This is a genomic window from Pseudomonas nitroreducens TX1, assembly GCF_000313755.1.
Classification (GTDB): domain Bacteria; phylum Pseudomonadota; class Gammaproteobacteria; order Pseudomonadales; family Pseudomonadaceae; genus Pseudomonas; species Pseudomonas nitroreducens_A.
Window position 1 is genome coordinate 200,750 of sequence record NZ_AMZB01000121.1, and the last position, 16,235, is coordinate 216,984.

Sequence of the window (16,235 nt, forward strand, 5' to 3'; positions counted from 1 at the left end):
TGCGTGACCACATCTTCGTCTCGTCTAGCTGTGCCAGAAGCCCAGCCTCAACTGGCTAACGGAGTGCTCTGCCGACCCAGCGCGAACCACTGTTGAGCGACGTCGTAGGATTCGCCGTCAACTCCGTGGCGATCCCAGAGCTGATGGAAGTCCGTCTTGGCCGGCATCGCTTGTGCAGCCAGTGCTGCCGCGTTGATCGTCGACTCAGCCACACCCAGGGAGGCGACGTTGCCGGTGTACTCAGCACACAATTGCGCGAGCTGGCGCACCTTCCCGCCAGGGAGCAGGATGGAGGTCTCTTTCCAGGAAAGAAGCTCGGCCGCACACTCGCTCAGGTGCAGCTTGGCGAATTGGTTGGCACGTTCACGAGCATCGAGAAGTTGAGAGTTCATGGTGCTGTTCCTTGTTGGCCGCGGATTACTTGAATTTGATCTTGCCGGAGCCGGCTACACGGTGATCGCGCTGTGCCGGGTTGCCGTAGATCACGATGTCGCCGGAGCCTGCCACGCGTGCACGTGCCGATTGGCTGGCGGATGCTTTGATGTCGCCAGAACCTGCGACGCTGAGGTCTACCGCTGCTGCTGCTAGGTCACGCGCATCGACATCGCCGGAGCCGGCGATGTCGACTTCCAGGTTGTGGACGGTGCCTTGCACAGTCACGTCTCCCGAGCCCTTGACGCTGACCTCGAACTCTTCCTGCTGCAGGCCATACAGGCTGATGTCGCCGCTGCCTTTGACACGGACCTGGGGCGCAATAGGCAGACTGATAGCCACCAGAACGCGACCTGCACTGGTGGAGTTGCTGCCGACATTGATGGAGCCCTTAGGCCCATTGAATTGGATGTGAATCCCGCCGACGTGGATGTCTCGGCCAACCACGATGTTGCCGTTGCCGGAGACATTGATGTTCCCGCCGCCGGCAATGATCACGTTACCTTCCCGCTCGATGATCAGTTTGTCGCCCGAGATGCTGGTCAGAACTCGCTCCACCGCCTCATTCGTTTCACCGGCCACTACCAGTCGCGGGGTCTCGTCTCGAAAGAAAACGACATCTACAGCGCCCTTGATGTCGAGTTTCTTCACCTGAGCAATCGGCCGCGAGTCCTTTACGTAGTCCTTGGCGCGGTCCCATTCGGTCCCCTTGGCTTCGGGTGCAAATTCGGTGAGAGAGTTGGTCATTACGAGGTCCTTCTACGTCTCTATCGGCGCTGTGGCTTGAGTTGGTAGCGAAGATGATCAGGCCGATGCGGGTGTGCCAGAAGCGTTGACGTCGTGGTCGAGCAACAGGATTGCCCCTTCCTCGGGGCACTCGTCGTGGTAGGCGTACAGGCCTGTCTCTGGGAAATCGGCGTCCTGCTCATGGGGTTCGATCACCAGGGTCTGCTCAAGCTGGTCAGGGGTACCGTCTGGAGCCAAGAACTCCAGTGCGTTCTGCAGCTGGTAGCCGTTCATTACCAGGCTTGGTCCTTGGAACAGCTCAGCATCCATGTCGTCTGCATCGAACGCGGCCATGCCCTGGGTTGGCAGTGGCTGAGCCGGTTCATGGTCGACCAGGAGAATGGCGATATCGTGGGGGTGTCTCTCGTGGCGCGTACAGACCTGACTCTGTGCAGCGAAATTCCTGCTTGGCGTCGTGCAACTCGATCACCAGACGGTGGGACAACTGCTCCGGAGTGCTGCCCGGGGCCAGAAACTCCAGAGCGTTCCGGAGTTCGTATCCGTTGATTGATAGGCCAAAGGCCTGCAGTCGCGGTGTTGCCACGGCCTGGGCCCCGGCTTTCGAAGGTGACGGGATGAACGACATGTTGGCTCCACTTGTTTGGGGGGGGGGCGCTGCGGTGCCACGTGCGACCCGGTTCGCGCTGAGGATGATTTTCTCAACGCTGAAATTCGGGTACCAACCAAACCAGCCCCCTGCGATCCCGGGGGTTGGGTGATCGGTCAGAACTTGCAGGGGACGTCGACCAGCACTCCGGCGCTGATGTGGTTGAGGGTGTCGAGGTAGTTCTCGCCCATCCAACCGCCGATGCAGCTGTTGAAAGCATCTCCGTCGAAGTCGAACGGCTCGGCCTCGGAAATGGTTCCATCTCGACTGAGCCCCAGACCGATGAGGTCGCCGTTATCGGTGAGGTAGGCGTAGTGGTAATCGTCAAGGCGCAGGGCCTTGTCTGGATTGCCAGTGAGGATGCGGCGGTATTCCGCGAGACAGCTCTTGAAGGTGTAAACCTGTACTTTGAGCTCGCGAAAAATCTGGACCACCTGCTCGCTGGTCAGGCCGAGGTCCTCGTCTCCATTCTTGAACCACCAGCGCTCGAATGCGGCTTCATCGGCGAAGTCGTGGATTACTTGGAGGTAGAGGTCCAGAGTCTCGAGAACGCCGACTTTGGCTTTTACCAGGGGATCAGTTGTGATGGTCATAGTGGGCTCCTTTATTCGATGGAGCCCAGCGTAGAGGTAGAGGGGGCGTGCCAGAACCAAGTAGAGAGCAATCGGAGCTGATGCCCATCAGCGCCTGGTAAACAGAAGTTTGAGCTGGCGCTTGATCCTTCCCAAGATTCCGATCTGACCAGTGCAGCGATTCCACTGGCCCTGACCCAGATACGTTTCGAGCACCAACTGCGGGTCAGCCCGCACCCGGAAGAGAAATGCACTGATGGTGCGGCAGTGGTGGCATACCCCGTGGCCATCAATCATCACCACGTTGGGCAGCACCTGGTTCCAGCTTCCCCTGAAGTCCTGACTTCGGATTTCGCCCTGGCAGCAGCTACATTGCGGCCGCACCGTCCTGAGTTCGAATCCTGACGGGAATGTGAAGGGAAGATGGTCAGCGATCACCTCTCCCGCCTGGAACTCGGCAATCATCTCCTGCAGCTTGTCCTGGGAAACCTTGGTCATCACCAATCCTCACGCTGCCAGCATGTCGAGTTGCTCCGGCTTGGCGTAGCGGCCGGGAGCGATGCGGCGGGCTGTCATCTGGCACACCTTGCGCACCTGGGCCTTCCAGTTCGGATTTTCGGTAGGGCGGCGATCTGCGACGTAGGAGTAGATTTGCTCCAGGGACGCTTCACCGTCGAACAGGTCAAGCGCATCAGCGACGATGGCGCGCCAGGTCGCCGGGCCCTGCTTCATTGCCTCGTGGATGTCCTTGGGCAGGCTCTGCAGGTACGCCAGTTCGTGATAGAGGCTAAGGCCGACCATCAGCCGCTGCTGGTCCTTGGTGAAGGTCACGAATGCCAGGGGGTACTTGAGCCCGTCGTAGAGATTCCGAGGCAGCATTTCCTGCTGAATGGCCCAAAGCTCGTTGTAGCGGCACACGCGCGCCGCGGTCTGTAGGAAGTAACAGGGCAGAACGAAGCCCACTTGGCCGTCATCCATCAGCATGCCGTGCACGCGATCGAGCAGGCGCTCGATGAACTTGGTCTGGAAGGGTGGGTTGCCCAGCACCAGAGTGGGCCGCTCCTCGACCTCGATGTCGAAGAAGTCGCCGGTGACCACTCTCCGGCCAGTCAGCTCGCGTGCTTGCTGGGCCAGGCTCGGGTCGATCTCAATCCCCATTGCAGGGACATGAGCCGGGATTGCCTGGAGGAACCGGCCAGGCCCACAGGTCGGTTCTACCACGAAGTCGGTACCGGTGAGGTGGCTGAAGTTTTTCCGGACGATTGCTGCTGCGGCCCAGGCGGGCGTCGGATACTGGCCGAGGGCGATCTGGGTGATGTCGTTGCTCATGGGGTGAGTCCTGGTCCGTGATTTTCTGGACTCAGGATCAGGGCAGGTCACCAGTGCCACCACCAGGCTAGTGAGCGCCGGGGTGACAAAGTGGTCATGACAGCAGGATACCCAACTGCAAGCGGAACGAGATCAGCAACCAGACGACGACGAAAAATGCAAGCGCCAAGCCGGTCCAGCTGAAGGCCAGGTACCCAATTTCCCAGCTTGGCCGCATGCGCTTCGCCAGCCGGAACGTCAGTACAGCCAGGACCATCGCACACCCGTTCAGCCCAAGGTTCCACCACGCTCCATCCGTCGAGAGTAGGAATTTGATGAAGTCCAACATGTAGCACCCAATGCGTTTGATGGGAGCTGAGGCTGCGGCCACCCGCTTCGGGGTTCAACCCAAAATGCAGGGCCGGAATTCGAGCGTGGGGACTCCATGCAGCGTCAGAGAAAATTAGACCCGCGCTTTGGGAGGGGGGACATGACACCATTGGATACTCTCGTCGTCTCTTTGTGGGAGACATCAGATGCCGTATATCCGGGTGAAAACAGCGATCACCAGCGAGGCCGATTTCCTCAGCTTCATCCGAAATAGCCCTCGGCATGGAACCGTCGTAGCGCTCTGCTCTGGGGCAATCGGTGTCATCCAGAACCGCCTGCACTCTGCGGTCCGCCGGCGCGATCAGAGTGCACAGCGGAAACTCCACACTCAGCTAGAAGTGCTCAGAAGCGAGATGCATGTGCGGGTCGAAATCCGTACTGATCGATCCCTTGCCCTTGGCGTGCTACTGCACTCTGGTGCTGATGTCCTCGCGGAGGTCCACGCGCTTCAGCGCCAGCGATACCTAACAGAGTTCTCGAAGCTCAGGACGGATATTCTCAGTGCCGTTGGCTCTATCCGGTGTCAGTTCTGGGAGGCAGGGGTGTATGGCCATGACTTTCCGACCTGGGCAAATCAGCGCGACCACACCGACACTCAACTGCTCCAAGCCATCCAGGTTGCGAAGCTCCGAGCCTATGACGCTGTAGTTGCGATGAATCGCGAGATTGAAACGACCGGTAAAGGGAAGCGCAGTTGGGAACTCAAAACCACCTGGGAGCAGCAGCGGAGCGAGGTCAAGCTGCTCTCAGAGCTGCAGTTCAGGTCCGCGCTCTACAAGTGCATTCGAGACCGGCTCGGGGCGGAGTACATGGTTGATCTGGAATGTTGGGTTTCTGAGTACACCCGGATTCCATTCCTGCGGAAGCTGCGCGACAAGGCCATCTCTTCAAACCCTAAGCTGCAGCTCCAATTGAGGCCGACCCGTCGGCCTATCCAGCATCAGTCCCCTCAGGCTTACTCCACAGCTTAGGGCTGGGCGACCATCACGGCACCCACGATCACGGCCACACCGATTGTGGGGAGGTCATTATCGGGGAGATGCCCCACGGGAAGTTCGGAAGCCTTCGGCTGTTCTGCCACAACGGTGGTTCCTGGAGTGGGGAGGGGTTACTAGCTCAATGCGGCCTGGAGGGCGGCGACGGCCTCTTCGTACAGTTCTTTCCGCCAGTATCGACCAGAGTAGTGCTTGCGCTGCCTGACCCTTGCCATGCCCAGCTCGTAGCCGCGGAGAGTCTCACTGACGGTAACGAAGCCTTTGTGCCCGCCCTGGCCGACAGCGGTGATGATCACCCCAAAGGATTCATCAGCTTCGGCCGACCAACCTTCAGGGAGGGTGATGGGTAAGTTCATTTCCGGTCTCCGGCATTAGCGATAATTCGCAGGCAGTGTTTACAGGTCACCTCATCGTTATTCAAGGTGACTTTCCGCATGTATCCGCACTTGGTGCCACGCAGGCCCCAGGTGTGATAAGCCTTGGCGATGGCCACCGGCATCGCTCGCTCCGGATCAAAGCTGTAGGCATGGACTTTTGAGGCCTGGGCCATAAGTGGATTCCTTTCTGAGGGGATGGAGTCTGAATAGCGCCCCCAGTCCTCTGGGGGCGGTTGTCTCATGCTGGCGCTTGATCAGCCAACTTTAACTGCTGGCGCAGTGTCGCCCTGGGACGATTTGAACACGGCGCGCAGGTTGGCCAGAGCCTTTGCCAGTTCCGGGAGATCCAGGTCAGCGCTGGTCAGGGTCAGTTCCAGCTTCACGCTCTCCGGAGCGCTAGCCATGAACGGCAGAACCTTCTCCAGCTGATCGGCCAGCTGTGCCAGAACCGGGGCAGCGACGCTGATGTCCTTGCGGCCGTACAGAGCAGACGTCGCGGCGAGGGTCTTCGGGGTGATCTTGTCGGAACCGTTGCGCTGCGCCTGGGCGAGTTGCTCCTGCATGTGCACGACGGTGTCCTGGCCTGTGGCCTTGCAGTGGCGCTCAGCGTTTAGGGCGGTAGTCACCGAAGCCTGCCCATTGGCGACCATCTCTTGCACCTCCGGAGCAACCTTGAGGAGGTCCAGCATCTTGCGCACGTGGGGTTCTTTGCGGCGGATTGCCTTGGCTACGCCCGCCACTGTGAAGCCGTGATCTTCGATCAGCTCGCGGTAGGTGTTGGCGAGGTCAAGCGGAGAGACCTGTACCTGTTGGTTGCTTACCAGCTGGCGCACCAGTTCGTTGGCGCGGCCACCTTCAACCTGGTTGACCCACACGCGCTTGATATCGGCGCCTTCAGAGATTGCCAGGGTCAGACCTGCGTAGCGGGTGAAGCCGGTCACCACGCGCAGCTTGCCGTTCTCAGCGACGACACCCATCGGCTCGACGTAATCGCCGGCGGCGTAGGAGTCGGCGAAACCACGCACCGCCTCTTGGTCGAACTCGCTGCGGATGGCTTCGTCGATGTTACACACCAGGAGGCCGCAGGGCATTTCGAAGGCATTGTTGCGCTTCGGCTCCAGGTCCAGTCCCAGCTGCCCGCTGGTGATCATCTTTTTGGCCGTGTCGTGAATGCTGCGCAGAGAGTTGCAGCCAGCCAGGGCGGTCATGGCGATATCGGAGATCATGTTGCTGGCGATGGTCTTGGTGGTCATGGCGGTGTCGCTCCTGTTCGGTTGATGTGGTCAGTTTCGGAGCGACCGACGCGTGCCAGAACCGGCGCCGGATGATTTTTTGGTGGGCTAATTTCTCCTGCGATCACACTCTTTCACCCCCAAACGTAGGGGCCGGAAATGCAGAAGGCCCGCGCGGTGGCGGGCCTTCGTGGAGCGTGCTGTGGTCAGCGCAGGAACAGGCGGCGGGCGTAGCTCTGATCGATGCTCTTGTTGACCGCGGCCAAGAAGGCCGGAATTTTCTCCGCGATCTGCTCACTGCTCATGCCCTCCGGCACGTTCAGCCAATCGGTGCTGAGGACGTTGTCACCCTCGCTGATGTAGTTTCCTACCAGCTGGAAGCCGGACGAGCGCGGTTCCAGGCTCAGCGATGCGGTCTTGGTGCCAACGATGGTTTCCACGTCCAGACGGGCCACCACGCAGCAAATCTCCATGTCCAGTTGGCTGGCAGCTGCCCAGCCATTTGCTACCAGGTTGGCGGCGATGACTTGCTTGGCGGCGAAGTATTTAGGGGTGAATTGCATGGCGGCTTCTCTCTGTCGAGTGGTTCGGTTGCGATGTGGCCATCGTCTCCTGAGCCTTCGCGTGCCAGAATCATCCAAGCGAAATACATCCCCCCGGAACACCTAAGATGCCCCCAGCCTGTGTCGAGACCTGATTTCTTGAACTGCCAGCCTGGGGGCCAGCTGGGCGCATTCGGTCAGGTCTGGGAGAGGCATGCGGTGCGCTCCGTTGACTCCGTGCATGAGCTGCAGATGATCAGTACCGAAGCTATGAATCCAACACTGACCGCCCTGGAGCAAACTGAATGGCAGCTCTGATATGTCCGCAGCTTTGCATGGCATCTTGATCGGCCCAAGGCCAAGCGTTTGAGTCCTGGCAAGGCGGAATGACGAATGCCCACTGCAGCGAATCCCCTTTGCAAGGTCCCCGAACCGCCCTTCAGTTCTTGAAGCGCCTGCATTGCGGCGTATAGCATGTCGCCACCATCTCACCGAAGGGACTCGACATGCTCAAACAAGGACTCGCCCTGCTCATCTCCTTGATCGCGCTCCACGCATACGCAGACGGTCCCACTCGTGAAATGCAGAAGCACTGCGATGCGGAAGGGGAGGTGTATGCCTTCTACGCACTGGCGCGTTCTACCGGCGTGTCCAAGGAAAGCTCTCTTGAAGGACTGAACAGCGGCAATTTCACCCAGGACCAGGTGACCTTGCGCAAAGAGGCCATCGCATCTGCATATGGCGAGCAAAATTACGCCAACCCCACGGTGATCAAGAGGCTTGCGGTAGATTTTTGTCTTCGCTGGCAATCTGAAGCCGCAGCTCGTGGCATGAACCTCGATCAGACTTCTGGAACGTTGAAGACTGCAATCCAATCCAGGGCTGTGGCACCCAGTGAGTACACTAAGACGCTGTGCGATTTAAAGGCCAGCCGCGCCTCCATGGCGGCTCAAGGGCGTGAGAAGCTTGTCCCGGCTGATCAGTGGTTCCGTGCGATCGATGCGCAATCTATTTCTGACTCGCAGAAGGTACTTATGCGGGAAGGTGTGATTGCCGCTTACGAGACCTTCCCTGATCTAGACCCCGACGCTCTGAAGCAAGTGATCAACGCCAAGTGCCTGGCTGAAAACCAGATCAACGATGAGAATAAGGCTCTGTCACAGAAGCAGTGATCGTCGGGCACATCCTTCAGCCTTTGAGAGCCGCCGTGAGGCGGCTTTCTCGTTCCTGCCGGAGCGATCAGGCAACGCCTAGGAAGAAATGCTACTGCCACCTGGGAGTGGTGTAGGGATTCTTCCTCTGAAGGCTTCTGTGCTGCTGGGGAAGCTCAGTGTCAAATCATCCAGCCAGAAGCGGAGCGAGCATGTCGCTACTCTTTACTTCGGCTCACCTGCCTTTGCGGCCAATGCATCGCTTTTGCAAAGTTCGGCCAACTTGTGTCGTTCCGCGCGGCTGAGGAACACCGATTTCAGCCCGATCAGTCCATTCGCCTCGATCGTGATGCCGCCAGTATGGCCAAGTGCCGGAAGGCCTACGCGCACTTTCCCAGCTTGGAATGCTGCTTCAACTGCTTTGTAGAACATGGGTTCGATTTCCTAATCGTTAGTTTTGAGCTACCAGGTGGACGGCCCAGCCTGCTTGGGGTGTTGGGAACGCCTGGTGTCAGGTCGTAGGCCATGTCCCTAAGGTCTGTTTCAGGAACTGAACGAAGTGAGTGTCGTGCAGATACTCCAGATCCGATTCCCAGTCCTGAATTGCAGCCTGGAAGTTCCCAGGCTTGCGCTTGGCGTTGCGACACAGTGCGGCGATGGTATTTGCCATCTTGAGGAGTCGCACCAGGCCGCCCGGCCCGCCCCATTCCCGAAGATAGGCCTCAGAGAAGGGCGTCTTGTTCAGATCCGACTTCAGCAGCTGATCCAGTATACGAATGCGTGTGTGGCTGGGCTCGCCATTCTGGCCTACGTGATAGCCGTGGTGGGCCAGCATGCCGGCAGTAACCCACTCCACATCGAATAGCGCGCCGAGACCCACAGGAGCGTCAGTGCGCGGCCACTTCAGATAGTCGAGAAGGTAGGCCCGCCAGTCCGCAGCGACAGGTTCAATCGCTACCTGGATCTTCTCCAGAGTATCGAGTGTGATGACCAGCTTCGTGGCCTCGAGGCGCTTGTAGACGGCTGGACTGATCAGCAGCCGGCGAACCCGTTCTTCGTCATAGGGCGCCTTGTCTCGCATGTACTTGCCATCGGCCTTGAAGGTCACCGGCAAGAACAGGATGAAATAGCGCCGGAGGAGGTTGATCTCGTTTGCGTTGCTGCAGAGGGTGCAAAGGTTGTTCAACGCTCCCCAATCGCCGGCTTTCACCTGCTTCAGAATCTGATCAAAATGCGCCTCCATAAGGACAGAAGCGGCGTGCGCACCGTCCTTCAGGCAGCCGACATTCTTCACCATCTGAAAGGCCCTGAGGTCGTTGCTCAGGCCCTTACCCGGGTTCAACCCTGGGAGCGTGCTCATGACTACTACCGCCGTGGCGCGGATTTCTTCCGGCCGCGCCAGATGAGGAAAGGGCTGAGCAGGGATAATGCGAGGGTCACCAGGACGAGCGCGCCAATTGCTGGCTTCCCGCCCTTGATGTGGTAATCGTCAACGCTGTAGGAGAACGGGAATGTGTCCTGCGGCATGCGGATGTACACAGACCCGAGAGAGTTGGGTTGTAGCGACCAGGAGCGATCGAGGTTCATCTCAAGACGTCCCTTTACGCGGCAGCCGTCCTCGGCCGGAAGGTTGAGCACCTCACACGCGCCCTTGTCTTTGACCAAGACAAGTGCATTGTCGTAGACCTGCAATGTCTTACCAACTTCCGCTGCACACCAGACGACTAGCAACGGCCAAAACAGCGAAAACGCTACGGTGATGGGGCCCGTTTTCAATTTCCACACTCCGGATTCTTTGGACCAATGATAAGGCGACCATCACAGCCTGGAAATGAAACGGGGGCCGAGGCCCCCGTCATTCACCCCCGGATGTCTGCCGGGAAGTATTGGGGCAACTGGCACCCAGGTTCGCCGGCGATACAGATGGAGCTGCCCTTGTCCATGTAATCCTCGTGGGTGCCTGCACCTATGAAGGCCGAGCCATCACCATGGCAGTTCGCGCCGTCGATACCCTCGTCTGCGCAGTAGGCCGGTTGGCCTTCCCATTGGAAGATCACGATCTTGTCTGGACCGTAGTTGCCCGCCCGGGTGAGCTGAGCCGGCCGGCTGGCCGAGCCTGCGGTGTGCCCATCGCCTACAGCCTGGTCATCGGATTGCAGTCCGTGGCTTTGCTGTTGCGTAGTAGGTGCCTGGGGTTGAGCAGCTTTTTCCTTCGCGGCAACGTAGGCTTCGAGATTGGTCATTGACTCATCATCGGCCTTATTGAACTGATCGTCATACCCGCGCAGGTACTCTTCTGTCGAGATGGCAGCACCATTGCGGCCGTTCGCCGTGGTGCTGGTGCTGGCACTCTTGTCGACCCCCATGAAATCGCTATTTGCATAGGGATCAGCTGGGGTTGGCTGAGGGGTGCCCGCCTGATCGCGCTGCTTCGCACGCTCACGCTCTTCTGCAACGGCCAGCATCGTTTTGAACCGGCCCTTCATTCTCTGGACAGATTCGGTACCTCCACGACCAGACTTCTCGAAAAGTGCGTACAAGTGCACCTGGTCGCTCAGGTCCTCAAGCATGTCGTAGGAATGCTTGCCATCAGTGATCTGCATACCCAACACGCCGTTCACTACGGCCCAGGACTTGAGGAAGCGTTTCGGGATCACGGTGAATACGATTCGAAGCTGCAGGCCATCGCCTACGTCTGCTACTGCCTCAACAACGGACAAGCCGGTCGCCATCGATGCGCGGACCAACTGAGGATCGGTGGCGTAGCGAATCTCAACATTGGATAGCAGTTTGTTGTCATCCAGTGCGTCCTCCAACTCCATGGATGTGTCGACACCGGTGGCGCGCCAAGCATTGGCGATGCGCTCATCGTCCTGTCCTCTGTACCCAGTGAATGGGATCAAATCTTCGGGAGTGACCTCCTCAACAGCGTCGAGGGCGTTGTTCCCGAACAGGTAAAAGGGGGTGTAGATCGCCATGGAACAGATGGTCAGGAAAAGCCAGACCTGGAACAGCTTGCGCATGCGGTCGTCCTTGATCGTTGAGGTTTGCGTGGGCGGAGCATATCTGAGAGCGGTGGCGTAGTGCCATCCAGACCTTAGGCGACCAGGCGCCGCGGCAGGTTAAATCGCAAGCTCTGGTGATTCTGGGCGCTGATGTTATGGGTGGAACATGCGAGCTGCGGACCGCAGGCGCTGGGCCGCACGGGTCGGGTGGTCACCGACGGCGCTCCACTCTCGATGCCACCAGGCGATGATCTCTCCGGCGGCTTTAGCGGTCGGCGCCGATGTTACGGCCTGTACCTCTGCCGTGACCGCTTGCCACCAGCTCGATCCCTCAGTGTCTTTAACGTCAGGGTCTATCGCCGCCCGGTAGATGGCTTTGACTTGCTCAAGGGTCAGTTCGGGCATTTGGTCTCCTCCAGTTGAGCCTGCAGGTACTGCACCATCGGCAGTTCGTGTTTGCCGTACCTGTCGTACTCGGCCAGGCGGGCGGAGATGAAGCCGGAGAGGGCCTCCTGCCACTCTTTGCAGCTGACTGAATACGCATACTCCTCGTAGAACCGAAAGATATCCCGGTGCTGGGTATGACCATAGGTGCGACTGATGTCACGGGCGACATCAGGAGCCGTGCCGAGGTCGACCAGTCCAGTCTCGAGGTCCGCCGGGAAGATGGTTTGCCGAACCCAACTCAGCGCATTGAAGAAGTGCGGGCCGATCCGGAGAGTGTGCTGAGTCTGTTTTACCTGTGGGGTCATCTTCTGGGTCCTGTTTCCGGGGCTGGTTTACGCCGGTTGCTGGCGCTCAGTACGCCGAATGGATCTGGCCTTCGTTGGCGTGTACGTCCAGGGGGACAATGGACAGAGGCGGGTAGGGAGCTTTCTTAGCCTCAAGCGCCCTCCGAACCGGAGCCGTGTCGCCCACGCCGTAGTTCAGCCAGCAACTTTGCGCACTGTTGCGGCTGTAGGCGATCTGGAAGTCGCACTGCACCAGGAAATTGCCGATGTACGAGGTCTTGTTCGGGCTAAGCCTGAAGGGTGCCGAGAACTTGGGCGAGGTGTAGGTGGAATACCTTTCCTCGGTGTAGGTCACCGGGCCTGATTTACAGGTCGAGGAAGAGGTGGAGTAGTAACTGTCAGAGCGCTTGCCGTCCGATGAGCCCGAGTAAGTGCATTCGTTCCGATACTCTCCAGACGGCACCTGCTCGTCATGACTGAAATACTGCAATTCGAACTGATAGAGCTCGTAGTCCCGCGGCGTCAGCGGCAGCACAAAAGTGCCGTCGTTCTTGAAGCCGTTTCGGATGGTGATCTCTACCGCGTGGGTCTTGGTTGCCGCATCTCGGAAGCGAAGGGTCAGGCGCTGCCCATGCGGATCATCGAGCTTCCCGTCGAAGCCAGCCGTGCCAACGGCGTAAGTTGGGGGATCACTCTCGCGGAGCTGGTACCAGCTGGAGATATTGTCCTGAGCGGTGCTGGTGCAACCTGACACCAGCAATGCGGCTGCGGCCGCTGCATAACCACGAAGAACGTTGGTCATGAAAGTCCCTATGCATTCTTGGATGGACGAACCGCATCGCCGCGGCGTGGCCGGCAGGGCGATGCAACTATCGAGGGTCGTACCACAGCGCGCTAACCGATCCTGAAGGATTCCAGGCCCGTTCCACCCTAGGAATGGAGCCTCGCGCCGGGCCGTGAGCCAGGTGAGGGACAAGCGCCCCTGCTCCTTGGGCATTGTCCAACGGCTATCGCGCCGATACAGCTGAGACAAGCAAATGGCCATTAGTTCCCGACCCGCCCATGCTACAACCCTCCAGCACTGTCAGGGGGCGTCTATGCGGCTTGCTGGCGCTTGGCATTGCGAGCAGCGATGCGCTGCTGGATACGCTCCCGGGCGGCCAGCATTTCCTCTCCGGTGGTCGGCAGAGACAGCTTGATCTGGTTGATCCGGTGCAGCTCGTGATCGTGCATCCAGTCCATCACCGACTCGAGAGTGCCGACGTCCTGGTATGTGCGTGCACCGCCCAGGCCCAGGACACCGCGGCAGCCGTAACGCTGGCGCTCTTCTGCTACTTCGGTGATGGCTCGCATCTCGGTCAGCATATCGTCGAAGGTCCGGCGCGCTCTCATGTGCTCGCGGATCTCCATACTGCAGACAGCCAGTAACGGGTCATCCAAGGCGACCACGGCATCCGGAAGCAGGTCGGGCGGACACATGGGCAGGCTAGGCCAGAGGCTGGCGGCCGGCGCGCTGAAGTCGAGGGAGAACTGGGCGGGTGTGGCGATCGACTGCATGTGAGAGCTTCCTGAAGTGTTAGAGGTAGTCTCAGTCGGGATCGACCGTGCCAGAAGCGCGGGGTAGTTGATTCTCAGGTACCAGGATTAGGGCTGAATACCCGTTCTGATCCGCAACTTGGATGGGAGCCAGCTCATTTGGCTGGCCCAGCACCAGGGTGCTATTCTCCTGCCCTACGACATCTCCCCAGTCGTGCGGTCGGCCTGCGAAGCCTTAGGCAAGGGGATTGATAGCAAATCTGCACCATGCCTACCCCTTTGCCGAATGGTACGGGCGGGCAGCCGACCCCGCATATCGTGCCGCCGGTGAAACGCCATGTCTTTCGAAGACAAGTTCTCGTTATCCGTAGACGATTTCGAATCAAAACGCTACACGAAAGTCGCCAAATTTATCGCGAGCAACTGGCCTCTTAAAGAGAAAATTAAACTCTCAAAGGCTCAGGAGATTCTTGCTGTAACGCTCGGTTATGAAGACTTTCATGACGCCCAGAAGTCAGCATTAGCTCAACTCCCTTCCGATGTAATTCGTTTGACATATGGGGCAAATAATCGGCTCAGGAAGTTCTTGGATTTGGACTATTACGGCACCGAAGAATTCCTGCAGTCATGGCCTTTGCATTTGCTCGGGCGTTGGAATATGGCCGGCAAGCCATGCATGTTGGGTAAAGAAACGATCGAGGTCGCAATTGAGCACTTCACTGATGGTTTTTCTAGTGACTTGCGTGTATCCCAAGACTTTCATGTTAAAACCACCCCGTGCGCCCTATCATTAATCGCGATTGAACTGAAGAATGCATCGGACTCTGACCTTCTGATGCCATTGAAAGAATTGCTTTCAAGCCAGAGCCAGCAGGCTGTGTTTGATTGCGCGATGAAGTTTTTCTTTAGTGAATTCCTGTGGCGCAATGATGAACTAATACGTAGCGGCTCTGGTATGAGCATGGAAGATGTTAGAGCGCTCCCAAGGGATCGTTCATCTTTTCCTGATCTATATTCTGCTCTAGAGAGTCTTTACACCGTTTGGCTGAACGAACCGGCTGTGAATAGGTTCTTCAGGGACAAATCAGAATCCGGTTTCTATTTCGATGATCCGCACCCTGGCCGACTGAGTGATGCGAAGGTGAGCATTATTCCCCATGAGTCGGGAAGTTATGAGGTTCGTTTGCAGCGAATTCCGCTTGATGATTCACCGTTCAAATCTTTCAGGTGGACTGCACGTTCTTTAGATACCTCAGGATTGTCTCTGGCTGAAGCTGAGGGCGGCTTTGTGGTGGGTGCTAAAGAAAACTGGGTTGGCTCCGAATTGATTGAGGCCACTGAAGACTGTGGAGTGGAGGCTGTGTACGCCTATCTCAAGGCTGCTGCTGACTCTTCAGTTGAAGAAGGGAATAAAAAGAGGCTGACGCCAACCAGAATTGGCACAGGATTTATATTTGAATGGTCCAACCTGCTTACAATCAATTATCTTGAGCGAAATGATCGATGTGAGCCAGGTCGAGGTTTGGATTTGATTTCAGCGGTAATCAAGGATTTGAAGCGGCGTTACAAGCGCGACATGCATGTTTGTGGGGTGGTCGATCCTTATCAATTCCGTGATTCGGCTCGCAGGATTAAAAGCCTCGAAGATAGCAGAATTAAAACGGCTAACAAAATTTGCCAGCATCTGAAGCGGAATATTGGGTTTGGCCCTGGCGTAAGTTGGGTATTCTTTACGCCTGGCATAGATCAGCGTGAACCCAAAGAATACTACTTCGAATCTGTAGTTTCGGGATTCAAAAGTCATGTCGAAACCACCAAAGCTGATGACGGACCCTTTATGATGGTTTGGCACCTATGGCTTGCTCCAGACTTCTCCAGGGTTCAAGCTGGTCTGGATCAGAAGCCATGGATCAACCATGACAAAGTAGATTTTCAAGCATTGAAAGAAGTGCTTGCTGAGGAGTTCCAATTCGGACCTAAAGTCCGGATTCGAGTCGCCAATGACACTATTGACCAGGTCACTGTGCATAAGCGCCAGTTCTCAGGCAATGAAGCGTCGACGCGTTGCTCGGATTTCGCCAGGGTACTCCTTGAAGAAGCACACACACAGACTGGTGATGTAATCGATATTCGTAAGCGGTGGAGCTCTCTCCACGCGATGCCCGAACGCCGAGCATCTCCACCCCCGATGCTCATACCCATTGTCATCGAAGCGGATGATTTCGAGGATGCGCTTTTCTGGGTAGCGCAATCCAAGGGAGTCTTGGGTATTCGATCAGTAGACTTTAGCCTTGCCTTTACCAAAGAGATGACTGCTAAGGATCACGAGGGGACCCTGACAAAGGGCTTGCATCAGATCCTTGCGGCCCAGTTCGGGATTGCTTACCAACCTTTCACACTCCTCGACGAAGGTGCATCGGACACGAAACCGGAGTGGGTTAAGCACAATTGAGTCGCACAGGCACCCGACTCATTAGGGCAGGGTGCCCCTGTTCTCTGGTGGCGGTGGACGCCACGCTAGGGTGGGCCAGCTCCGAATCTCGGGGATGGATTCGGAGCCTCACGCGGTAG

General features: G+C 57.9%; 22 protein-coding genes. 3 read left to right on the forward strand and 19 right to left on the reverse strand.

Going from position 1 to position 16,235, the window contains the following annotated elements; translation table 11 throughout:
- Nucleotides 1-47: 47 nt before the first annotated feature.
- The 7 genes from C167_RS0119520 to C167_RS0119550 form a co-directional block, all read right to left on the reverse strand.
- Nucleotides 48-392: a hypothetical protein gene (locus C167_RS0119520; RefSeq protein ID WP_017519980.1), complete on the reverse strand. Its 345-nt coding sequence runs from the start codon at nt 390-392 to the stop codon at nt 48-50.
- Between the two features lie 25 nt (nt 393-417).
- Nucleotides 418-1,179 carry a GIN domain-containing protein gene (locus tag C167_RS0119525; protein ID WP_017519981.1) on the reverse strand — a complete coding sequence of 254 codons (762 nt, stop codon included), beginning with the start codon at nt 1,177-1,179 and terminating at the stop codon, nt 418-420.
- A 57-nt stretch (nt 1,180-1,236) separates the two neighbouring features.
- Entirely contained in the window at nt 1,237-1,512 is a 276-nt protein-coding gene (locus C167_RS34895; protein WP_017519982.1) for a hypothetical protein, read from the reverse strand.
- Between the two features lie 429 nt (nt 1,513-1,941).
- Nucleotides 1,942-2,418, reverse strand: coding sequence for a hypothetical protein (locus C167_RS32775; protein WP_017519983.1), 477 nt, complete (start codon nt 2,416-2,418; stop codon nt 1,942-1,944).
- Between the two features lie 87 nt (nt 2,419-2,505).
- Nucleotides 2,506-2,895, reverse strand: a complete 390-nt coding sequence (locus C167_RS0119540) for a hypothetical protein (protein ID WP_017519984.1) — start codon at nt 2,893-2,895, stop codon at nt 2,506-2,508.
- A gap of 9 nt (nt 2,896-2,904) precedes the next feature.
- On the reverse strand, nt 2,905-3,726 hold the full coding sequence (locus C167_RS0119545) for a DUF6094 domain-containing protein (RefSeq protein ID WP_017519985.1): 822 nt from the start codon (nt 3,724-3,726) through the stop codon (nt 2,905-2,907).
- Between the two features lie 94 nt (nt 3,727-3,820).
- Nucleotides 3,821-4,054 carry a hypothetical protein gene (locus C167_RS0119550; RefSeq protein ID WP_017519986.1) on the reverse strand — a complete coding sequence of 78 codons (234 nt, stop codon included), beginning with the start codon at nt 4,052-4,054 and terminating at the stop codon, nt 3,821-3,823.
- A 187-nt stretch (nt 4,055-4,241) separates the two neighbouring features.
- Between C167_RS0119550 and C167_RS0119555 the strand changes: the two genes are divergently transcribed.
- Complete coding sequence (locus C167_RS0119555) at nt 4,242-5,066, forward strand: hypothetical protein (RefSeq protein ID WP_017519987.1); 825 nt, start codon at nt 4,242-4,244, stop codon at nt 5,064-5,066.
- A gap of 140 nt (nt 5,067-5,206) precedes the next feature.
- On the opposite strand, the gene C167_RS0119565 is transcribed toward C167_RS0119555, so the two are convergent.
- The 4 genes from C167_RS0119565 to C167_RS0119580 all read right to left on the reverse strand — a co-directional run bounded on the left by C167_RS0119565 (nt 5,207) and on the right by C167_RS0119580 (nt 7,262).
- Nucleotides 5,207-5,446, reverse strand: coding sequence for a hypothetical protein (locus C167_RS0119565; protein ID WP_017519989.1), 240 nt, complete (start codon nt 5,444-5,446; stop codon nt 5,207-5,209).
- Nucleotides 5,443-5,640: a hypothetical protein gene (locus tag C167_RS0119570; RefSeq protein WP_017519990.1), complete on the reverse strand. Its 198-nt coding sequence runs from the start codon at nt 5,638-5,640 to the stop codon at nt 5,443-5,445. The genes C167_RS0119565 and C167_RS0119570 overlap by 4 nt, the downstream gene beginning before the upstream one ends.
- 81 nt (nt 5,641-5,721) lie before the next feature.
- Nucleotides 5,722-6,720 carry a ParB/RepB/Spo0J family partition protein gene (locus tag C167_RS0119575; protein WP_017519991.1) on the reverse strand — a complete coding sequence of 333 codons (999 nt, stop codon included), beginning with the start codon at nt 6,718-6,720 and terminating at the stop codon, nt 5,722-5,724.
- 185 nt (nt 6,721-6,905) lie between these two features.
- Nucleotides 6,906-7,262: a hypothetical protein gene (locus C167_RS0119580; RefSeq protein WP_017519992.1), complete on the reverse strand. Its 357-nt coding sequence runs from the start codon at nt 7,260-7,262 to the stop codon at nt 6,906-6,908.
- A gap of 485 nt (nt 7,263-7,747) precedes the next feature.
- On the opposite strand from C167_RS0119580, the gene C167_RS0119585 reads away from it, so the two are divergent.
- Nucleotides 7,748-8,413, forward strand: a complete 666-nt coding sequence (locus C167_RS0119585) for a hypothetical protein (protein ID WP_017519993.1) — start codon at nt 7,748-7,750, stop codon at nt 8,411-8,413.
- Nucleotides 8,414-8,617: 204 nt separating this feature from the next.
- On the opposite strand, the gene C167_RS0119590 is transcribed toward C167_RS0119585, so the two are convergent.
- The 8 genes from C167_RS0119590 to C167_RS0119625 form a co-directional block, all read right to left on the reverse strand.
- Nucleotides 8,618-8,824, reverse strand: coding sequence for a hypothetical protein (locus C167_RS0119590; RefSeq protein ID WP_017519994.1), 207 nt, complete (start codon nt 8,822-8,824; stop codon nt 8,618-8,620).
- 79 nt (nt 8,825-8,903) lie between these two features.
- Entirely contained in the window at nt 8,904-9,752 is an 849-nt protein-coding gene (locus tag C167_RS33360) for a hypothetical protein (RefSeq protein ID WP_017519995.1), read from the reverse strand.
- A gap of 5 nt (nt 9,753-9,757) precedes the next feature.
- Nucleotides 9,758-10,177 carry a hypothetical protein gene (locus C167_RS0119600; RefSeq protein ID WP_017519996.1) on the reverse strand — a complete coding sequence of 140 codons (420 nt, stop codon included), beginning with the start codon at nt 10,175-10,177 and terminating at the stop codon, nt 9,758-9,760.
- Nucleotides 10,178-10,251: 74 nt separating this feature from the next.
- On the reverse strand, nt 10,252-11,415 hold the full coding sequence (locus tag C167_RS0119605; protein WP_017519997.1) for a hypothetical protein: 1,164 nt from the start codon (nt 11,413-11,415) through the stop codon (nt 10,252-10,254).
- A gap of 135 nt (nt 11,416-11,550) precedes the next feature.
- Nucleotides 11,551-11,802: a hypothetical protein gene (locus C167_RS0119610; RefSeq protein ID WP_017519998.1), complete on the reverse strand. Its 252-nt coding sequence runs from the start codon at nt 11,800-11,802 to the stop codon at nt 11,551-11,553.
- Entirely contained in the window at nt 11,790-12,149 is a 360-nt protein-coding gene (locus C167_RS0119615) for a hypothetical protein (RefSeq protein WP_017519999.1), read from the reverse strand. The genes C167_RS0119610 and C167_RS0119615 overlap by 13 nt, the downstream gene beginning before the upstream one ends.
- Nucleotides 12,150-12,195: 46 nt before the next feature.
- A complete protein-coding gene (locus tag C167_RS33365) occupies nt 12,196-12,930 on the reverse strand; it encodes a hypothetical protein (protein ID WP_157791856.1) in 735 nt (244 codons plus the stop codon).
- A 293-nt stretch (nt 12,931-13,223) separates the two neighbouring features.
- The gene (locus tag C167_RS0119625) at nt 13,224-13,685 is read right to left on the reverse strand and encodes a hypothetical protein (RefSeq protein WP_017520001.1); all 462 of its coding nucleotides are present in this window, start codon (nt 13,683-13,685) and stop codon (nt 13,224-13,226) included.
- Nucleotides 13,686-14,001: 316 nt separating this feature from the next.
- Here C167_RS0119625 and C167_RS34580 point away from each other — a divergent pair, with 316 nt between their 5' ends.
- On the forward strand, nt 14,002-16,116 hold the full coding sequence (locus tag C167_RS34580; RefSeq protein WP_157791857.1) for a hypothetical protein: 2,115 nt from the start codon (nt 14,002-14,004) through the stop codon (nt 16,114-16,116).
- Nucleotides 16,117-16,235 lie beyond the last annotated feature (119 nt).

Coding starts and splice junctions, on each gene's coding strand:
- C167_RS0119590 (WP_017519994.1), bottom strand. CDS start 8,824: ATGTTCTACAAAGCAGTTGAAGCAGCATTCCAAGCTGGGAAAGTGCGC.
- C167_RS0119625 (WP_017520001.1), bottom strand. CDS start 13,685: ATGCAGTCGATCGCCACACCCGCCCAGTTCTCCCTCGACTTCAGCGCG.
- C167_RS32775 (WP_017519983.1), bottom strand. CDS start 2,418: ATGACCATCACAACTGATCCCCTGGTAAAAGCCAAAGTCGGCGTTCTC.
- C167_RS0119550 (WP_017519986.1), bottom strand. CDS start 4,054: ATGTTGGACTTCATCAAATTCCTACTCTCGACGGATGGAGCGTGGTGG.
- C167_RS0119575 (WP_017519991.1), bottom strand. CDS start 6,720: ATGACCACCAAGACCATCGCCAGCAACATGATCTCCGATATCGCCATG.
- C167_RS0119605 (WP_017519997.1), bottom strand. CDS start 11,415: ATGCGCAAGCTGTTCCAGGTCTGGCTTTTCCTGACCATCTGTTCCATG.
- C167_RS0119520 (WP_017519980.1), bottom strand. CDS start 392: ATGAACTCTCAACTTCTCGATGCTCGTGAACGTGCCAACCAATTCGCC.
- C167_RS0119570 (WP_017519990.1), bottom strand. CDS start 5,640: ATGGCCCAGGCCTCAAAAGTCCATGCCTACAGCTTTGATCCGGAGCGA.
- C167_RS0119545 (WP_017519985.1), bottom strand. CDS start 3,726: ATGAGCAACGACATCACCCAGATCGCCCTCGGCCAGTATCCGACGCCC.
- C167_RS0119525 (WP_017519981.1), bottom strand. CDS start 1,179: ATGACCAACTCTCTCACCGAATTTGCACCCGAAGCCAAGGGGACCGAA.
- C167_RS0119615 (WP_017519999.1), bottom strand. CDS start 12,149: ATGACCCCACAGGTAAAACAGACTCAGCACACTCTCCGGATCGGCCCG.
- C167_RS34895 (WP_017519982.1), bottom strand. CDS start 1,512: ATGGCCGCGTTCGATGCAGACGACATGGATGCTGAGCTGTTCCAAGGA.
- C167_RS0119580 (WP_017519992.1), bottom strand. CDS start 7,262: ATGCAATTCACCCCTAAATACTTCGCCGCCAAGCAAGTCATCGCCGCC.
- C167_RS33360 (WP_017519995.1), bottom strand. CDS start 9,752: ATGAGCACGCTCCCAGGGTTGAACCCGGGTAAGGGCCTGAGCAACGAC.
- C167_RS0119555 (WP_017519987.1), top strand. CDS start 4,242: ATGCCGTATATCCGGGTGAAAACAGCGATCACCAGCGAGGCCGATTTC.
- C167_RS0119610 (WP_017519998.1), bottom strand. CDS start 11,802: ATGCCCGAACTGACCCTTGAGCAAGTCAAAGCCATCTACCGGGCGGCG.
- C167_RS0119565 (WP_017519989.1), bottom strand. CDS start 5,446: ATGAACTTACCCATCACCCTCCCTGAAGGTTGGTCGGCCGAAGCTGAT.
- C167_RS0119585 (WP_017519993.1), top strand. CDS start 7,748: ATGCTCAAACAAGGACTCGCCCTGCTCATCTCCTTGATCGCGCTCCAC.
- C167_RS33365 (WP_157791856.1), bottom strand. CDS start 12,930: ATGACCAACGTTCTTCGTGGTTATGCAGCGGCCGCAGCCGCATTGCTG.
- C167_RS34580 (WP_157791857.1), top strand. CDS start 14,002: ATGTCTTTCGAAGACAAGTTCTCGTTATCCGTAGACGATTTCGAATCA.
- C167_RS0119540 (WP_017519984.1), bottom strand. CDS start 2,895: ATGACCAAGGTTTCCCAGGACAAGCTGCAGGAGATGATTGCCGAGTTC.